The sequence below is a fragment of the Hyalangium sp. genome, from assembly GCF_035629615.1.
Classification (GTDB): Bacteria; Myxococcota; Myxococcia; order Myxococcales; family Myxococcaceae; genus Hyalangium.
Genome location: NZ_DASPHO010000598.1, coordinates 26,497 through 32,982 on the forward strand (window position 1 = coordinate 26,497; position 6,486 = coordinate 32,982).

The following is a 6,486-nucleotide window of genomic DNA, read 5'->3' on the forward strand; positions in this document are numbered from 1 at the left end:
GTATCCCAGCGCCCCAGGTGCCGCGAAGCTTCGCTCAGTTGGCCGACTGGATGTGGGCCGGAGCGCCCAGGGCCGCGATCGTGGCACTGACGGCCACCGAGCCGCCCGCCAGGATGTTGTTGTCCTTGAGCAGCTCGGGCTCACGGCCATCCAGGTCGGCGATGGCGCCCAGGTACCAGGTGCCCGCCGGGAGCCGCGCGCCGCCGGGCACGGAGACGGTGGTGCACTCGCCCACCCCCAGCGGAGAGAGGCTCACGTCACCGATGAGGAGGTCCGCGGCCGTGATGGACGCATCGGTCGAGAGGAAGAGGCCCACGCGGGCGCTCTCGCGAGTGGTCCGCGTGCCCTGGTTGCACACCGTCACCTGGCCCGTGAAGGCCTGCACATCGGACAGGTGCTCGGGCCCGGAGATGCTGGACACGTACAGGTCCGCGTCGTCACCGACACCGAGGACTCGGCCAGCGCGAGTGTTGTTGCTCTCCGACAGCTCCACCACGCGGTTGTCGCCATCGACGGAGGCGCCCACGTACCACGAGCCCTCCTCCACCTGAGCCAGCCCCGTCAGCTCCACCGGCGCGCACGCTCCAGCCTGCAGCTCGGGCACGGGCGCGCTGCCCACCAGCGCATCCACGGAGGTGATGGACGCATCCAGCGACAGGAAGAAGGCCACGGTGGCCGCGGAGCTGGCCGAGGTGCCCTGATTGCACACCGTGGCGGTGGCATGCACCGGCTGCGAGACGGCCACGCTGCCAGGGCCACTCACCTCGGAGACGACCAGGTCCGGCGCGCTGCCCGCGGGCAACCGGCTGCCGAACAGGGTGTTGTTGCTCTCCACCCGCTCTGCCACCGCGCTGGCGCGATCCACCCACGCCGTCAGGTGCCAGAGCCCGCTGCTCACGCTCGCGGCGCCGCGGATGCTGACGGGAGCGCACTGGCCGGGCGCCAGCTCCTCGACGGGAGCGCTGCCCACGAGGACGTCCCCCTCCGTCAGAAGCGAGTCCGCCGAGAGCCAGGCCTCCACGCGCGTCGAGGCCGCCACGTTGCCCTGGTTGCAGACGGTGGCGGTGAGCGTCATGGGCTCAGAGGAGCCGCTCGGCAGGTGGGCCGGTCCGCTCACCGAGGCCAGGGAGAAGTCCGGCCCATCATCCACGACCGCGCGCTCACCCAGCCGCGTGTTGTTGCTCTCCACCAGCTCCGTCACGGCATTGGCGCCATCCACCCAGGCGCCCACGTACCACCGGCCGCGAGGAGCACCCGCCGAAGAAGGAATCTCCAAGGTCGTGCACTGGCCCTCGCGCAGCAGGCCCGTGGAGCTGCCGCCCACCTTCACATCCTCGGCGGTGATGACCGCATCCTCCGAGAGGAAGATCTCGACGTCAGCCGAGGCGCTGGCATTGCCCGAGTTGCACACCTGAACCGCCGTCTCGAAGCGAGCGGCGGGATTGACGCTGGTGGGCGCGCTCACCCGAGCGACGACGAGGTCCGCGCCGGAGCCGATGGCCATCCGAGTGCCGACGCGGCTGTTGTTCGTCTCGGACACCTCGCTCACGGAGTTCTCGGAGTCGATGACGGCGCCCAGGAACCAGAGCCCGTGAGAGACCTGGACGGAGCCGCGGGTCTGCAGGTGCAGCGGGGTGCACTGCTTCGAGTGCAGGAGCCCCGTCGACGCGCTGCCCACCAGGGTGTCCTCGGAGCTGATGCTCAAGTCCTCGGACAGATAGAGCTTCACCTGGGAGCTCACCCGGCCCGTGCCCTGGTTGCACGCCATCACCGTGACGAAGTAGCCGCTGCCCGAGGTGGCGCTGGCGGGCCCGGACACAGAAGACACCCACAGGTCCGGCTTCCCGGCCGTGGCGACCGCGCTCACCACCGAGTCCAGGAAGAGCTCCGCCGGACCCACGCTGCCGCGCGAGCACCCCGCCGCCGCAGCGCTGGCCATCAGCAGGGACATCCACCACCCCTGTTGACGCGTGGCCCTCATGAACGTCCTCCCAGCGGAAGGCACCCCTATAAGGATGGACTACACAGGGGTGCTTCATTTATCCGCTGAGGTGAAACTCTGGACCATCCTTCTCTGGAAATCCATCTTAAATATCTTTCTACGGCGAAACTGTTAATCCAGCCGGGTCAGATAATCACCCACCTCTGCCACCAGGAGGCTCCGAGGGCAGCAGCGCGCCGCACGCCTCGGGGGACAGCCACTCGTGGCCGCACGCGAACCGGGCAATGGGCACGCGCACCTGCCAGAGCAGCACGGAGAGGATGACCAGGGCCACCAGCAGCTTCACGCCGAGCGAGGTCCCCTCCTCCTCTTCATCATCCAGGCCGGCCACGGTCGAGCGGAGGGGATCCACGAGGTCCACCCGGGCCTCCTTGGGCAGCCGTGGCTTGCGGGTGACGAGCGCGGCCAGCCCTCGCGTGAGCTTGAGCCGGTCATTGAGCGCCCAGCCGGAGCCCTCGAGCAGCAGCGCGAGGTTGCGCCGCCGCAGCTTCAGCCACCCGAACAGCCCCGCGGGCAGCATGACGATGGCCGCGATGATGATGGCTGCCGAGAGGACATCCACCAGCGTGAGCGACTTCACCTGTCCCACGATGAAGGCGAGCGCCGAGCCCACGGCCGCGAACGCAATGCCACCCGCGGCGATGAGTCCCGCCGCGCCTCCCCCCTGCGCTGGAGCCGCGGTGGGAGCGGGCGGGGGAGCGGCAACGGCGGTGGAGACCACGGCGGTGGTGCTCGCATAGCCCTGATCCAACCGCTCCGAGAAGGCCTTGTCTCCCGAGGCCGCGAACACCTCCGCCTTCGAGGAGATGAACGAGCCGATGCGCTGGAACGGCATGATCATCGCTTCCCAGAGCGAGACGGGCTGGCGGACGACCTCGGTGACGCGGGCGTCGTACTCCTTGCCGTCGACGTCGTAGAAGATTCCGCGCTTGCCCACCTCGAGGTTGGAGCTGCGCCCGCGCGTGACGGGCACGGCCACCTCGTAGCCCGCCCCGCCATCCCTGGGCGTCACGTGGATATAGAGGATGCAGGTGGTGCCCTGGCTCGTGAGGGCGGCGTGGGAGGCGCGGGGATGGGCCAGCACCGCGAGCGTGTACTTCCGTCCTCCGAGGATGAGCGTCCCCTTCTCGAAGATCGCGCGCTTCTGGGCGGCGTAGAGGTCCGGCATGCTGATGAAGTTGTTGGCGAACGTCAGCAGCCAGCGCTGGTAGAGGAGGAGGCGCTCCAGCGCGGTGATGGCGTCCAGCTCCTCCTTGAGGGCCAGGTCCACCTTGCAGGTGGCCTCGATGGCCTCCAGGTCCGCATCGGAGACAGCGGGCAGCCCGTCCAGCATGCCGCGCACGGGGTTGGCATCGAACGCGGCCTGCCATGCCAGCACGGCATCGGCCTTGGCGGACAGCTCCTTCCAGTCCGCGTCGCTCAGCTTCTCCGCGTCACCGCGAAACGCCTCCAGCGCCTCGAAGGCAGGCCCCCGGTACAGCCGGGCCCAGGTGAGCACGCCGGTGGGATCCGCCAGAGCGATGGGGAGCGCGGTGGCGGCCTTCTCCAGCGCGGCGGTGTCTCCCAGCGCACCTTCGACGCGACCCGCGGGCAGCTTGAGGCTGGCGGCGGCCTCGGGCTGAGCGGCCACCAGTCGGCACTGGAGGAAGTACGCATCCAGCAGCGGCCTCACCTCGCGGATGCGCTGGGCGCGCGCCAGGCTCGGCTCACCCCAGACGTGGACAGCGGCCTTCTGGCCCACGTGGGCAAGGAGGGCAGTCCGAGCCTCGCGGAAGCGCTGGAGCATCGGCGGATCGATTCCCGCCAGGCCCGCGCGGTTCTTCACCTCGGGGAACGCGGCCATGATGCGAGAGGCCAGGCCGCGCACCTTCTCGGGGAGGAACGGGGGCGCGACGATGCCATCGCCGTTGATGCCCGCGTCTCGCAGCACCTTCTCGCTGGCACGCACCTGCTCCAGCGAGATGCGGGCGGTGTCCGGAGCCTTCAGCGCCCCCAGGATGCGCAGCGCGGCAGCCTTGATCTTCACGCCCTCGGGCGAGAGCGCCTCGAGCTCGAGCACCTCGCTCCGGGCGTCCACGCCCTTGCGGGACTGGAGGAGCTTCGCGGTGTGCTGGACGGCGTCGCGGACCTCGGCCACGCGGATGCGTCCGTTCTCGTCCGTGTCCATGAAGGACAGGAAGCGCGGATCGCACTGGAGCCCCTCGACGGGGCACGCGGTCGCCATCCACTGCGTCTCGGGGATGTGGATGGCCTCGACGAGCGCCTCGAAGTGGGGAATGTCGACCTGGAGAGAGCCGCCATAGCGGCGGTACACGAGCGGGGTGGGCATGAGCGCGCGCAAGCAAGCACAACTCACGGAGTGATTCACGCGGTGTGTGGTTCTTGCAGCTGCGGCTTCAAGACCTGCATGAATAAAGTACCAAATCCCCTTGGAAATACAAGGGGTTGACCAATCAGTTACCGAGGTTCACCTTGCGCGCGCGAGGTTCTCCATGAACGAGCCGAAGGAAGCACTCTCCGCGCAGGCTCAGGCCCTCATCGCCGAAGAGGAGGCGTTGCTCCGACGTGTGCTCTCCGCGCTCCAGACGGCACGCCAGCAGTCGCTCAAGGGCCAGGCCCGCGGCGCACTGCTCGAGCGGCTCACGGAGCTGCGCGACGAGGCGTCTACCGCCGTCGAGAGCGATCTGCCCTCCCTGTTCCAGCAGCTGGACACCACGCGCGCGGTCCTCGAGCGGGATGCGGTGGCGAAGCTGCCCGAGCCCCACACACCCTACTTCGCCCACCTGCGCCTGAGGCGGCACGAGGGCACCTCTCAGGAGTACCTGCTGGGGCGCACTACCTTCACGGACTCGGAGGCGGGCGTGCGCATCATCGACTGGCGCTATGCCCCCGTCGCCCGCGTCTTCTACAGCTACGAGGAGGGTGACGACTACGAGGAGTGGTTCGGCGATCGGCTCTCCGAGGGCGTCGTCGAGGCCCGGCGGCTGGTGGTCATCGAGCGCGGCGTGCTGACCCGCATCCGCGCCGGGGCCCTCCACCTGGAGCGGACAGCCCAGGGCCCGTGGCGCGAGGTGGGCGCCACGGCCGTTCTCTCGGGCGGAGCGGGGACGGCGGTGCGCGCGGGCAGTCTCGGCGTAGGCACCGGCGAGGACGGGCGCGCGGCCCGCTTCGACGTCACCGCACAGCTGGATGCCGAGCAGTTCGAGGCCCTCCAGACGGCCGCGGATCAACCCCTTCTCGTGCTGGGCAGCGCGGGCAGTGGGAAGACCACCGTGGCCCTGCACCGGCTGGCGAAGCTGACCTTCGAGCTGCGTGCGGCCTCGGCCCCCTCGAAGATGAAGGTGCTCGTCCCCGAGGAGGGCCTGGCGCGCCTGTCCAAGCGCCTGCTCGCGCCGCTGGAGCTGCGCAACGTCTCCGTGGAGACGCTGGACGCCTGGGCCTACGCCACCGCCTGCACGGCGTTCGGGCTGAAGTCCATCGCGCTCTCCTCGGACAAGCCCGCGCTCACCTCACGGCTCAAGCGTCACCCAGCGCTGCGGCCGGTGCTGGAGCGCCAGCTCGGGAAGCGGAAGATGGCGGATCCGTCCTTCAAGCGCCTGCGCAAGCGGCTCGCGGAGGTGCTCACGGACCGGACGCTGCTGGCCGAGGTAGTAGCGGCCTCGAAGGGAGACCTGCCCACCCCGGCCATCGACGACACCGTGCGGCACACAATGCTCCAGCTCGCCACCCCGCTCGCGAAGGAGCTGGAGGGCTACCACCCGGAGGCGCTGGCGACCATCGACGGGCTCTCCGTGGAGGACTCCACGCCGGACGAGCTCGCGGGCACGGTGGATGTGGAGGACCTGTCGCTGCTGCTCTTCCTCAAGTTGAGGCACGGGCACCTCGGCGCGGATCCCCTGGCGCACGCCGTCCTCGACGAGGCGGAGGACTTCTCGCTCTTCGAGCTGGCCGTGGTGGCCCAGCAGCTCGGCAAGACGCGAAGCTGCACGCTGGCGGGCGACGAGCTGCAGCAGACCACGACGAGCTTCGCCGGCTGGCCCGCCGCCCTCGCGGAGCTGGGGGTGAAGGACGCGGCGACGGTGCGCCTCTCGGTCTCCTACCGCTGCCCTCGGCCCGTCATCGAGCTGGCGCGGCACGTGCTGGGCTCCCTGGCGCCCGAGTCTCCGCCAAGGAACGCTCGCGAGGGTGTCCCGGTAGGCTTCCACCACTTCCCGGAGGAGGCGCAGGCGTGGCTGTTCGTCCGGGATGCGCTGAAGGACCTGCTCGACCGGGAGCCCCGCGCCTCGGTGGCCGTCATCGCCAGCACTCCCGAGACGGCGAAGGCCTTCCACAAGGTGGTGGACGACATGCCCGCCGTGCGCCTGGTGCTGGAGGGAGACTTCTCGTTCGAGCCGGGCGTGGACGTCACGGATGTGGAGAGCATCAAGGGCCTGGAGTTCGACTACGTCATCCTCCCGGACGTCACGGCGCGAGCCTGGCCGCAG

At 69.8% G+C, this 6,486-nt stretch carries 3 protein-coding genes; 1 reads left to right on the forward strand and 2 read right to left on the reverse strand.

Going from position 1 to position 6,486, the window contains the following annotated elements:
- Positions 1–34 precede the first annotated feature (34 nt).
- Positions 35–1,981: a CARDB domain-containing protein gene (locus VD972_RS30200; protein WP_324992233.1), complete on the reverse strand. Its 1,947-nt coding sequence runs from the start codon at positions 1,979–1,981 to the stop codon at positions 35–37.
- Between the two features lie 154 nt (positions 1,982–2,135).
- Positions 2,136–4,331 carry a kinesin gene (locus VD972_RS30205; RefSeq protein WP_324992234.1) on the reverse strand — a complete coding sequence of 732 codons (2,196 nt, stop codon included), beginning with the start codon at positions 4,329–4,331 and terminating at the stop codon, positions 2,136–2,138.
- Positions 4,332–4,494: 163 nt separating this feature from the next.
- Between VD972_RS30205 and VD972_RS30210 the strand changes: the two genes are divergently transcribed.
- Positions 4,495–6,486 (forward strand): UvrD-helicase domain-containing protein (locus VD972_RS30210; protein ID WP_324992235.1); only part of this gene is annotated, 1,992 nt, incomplete at its 3' end.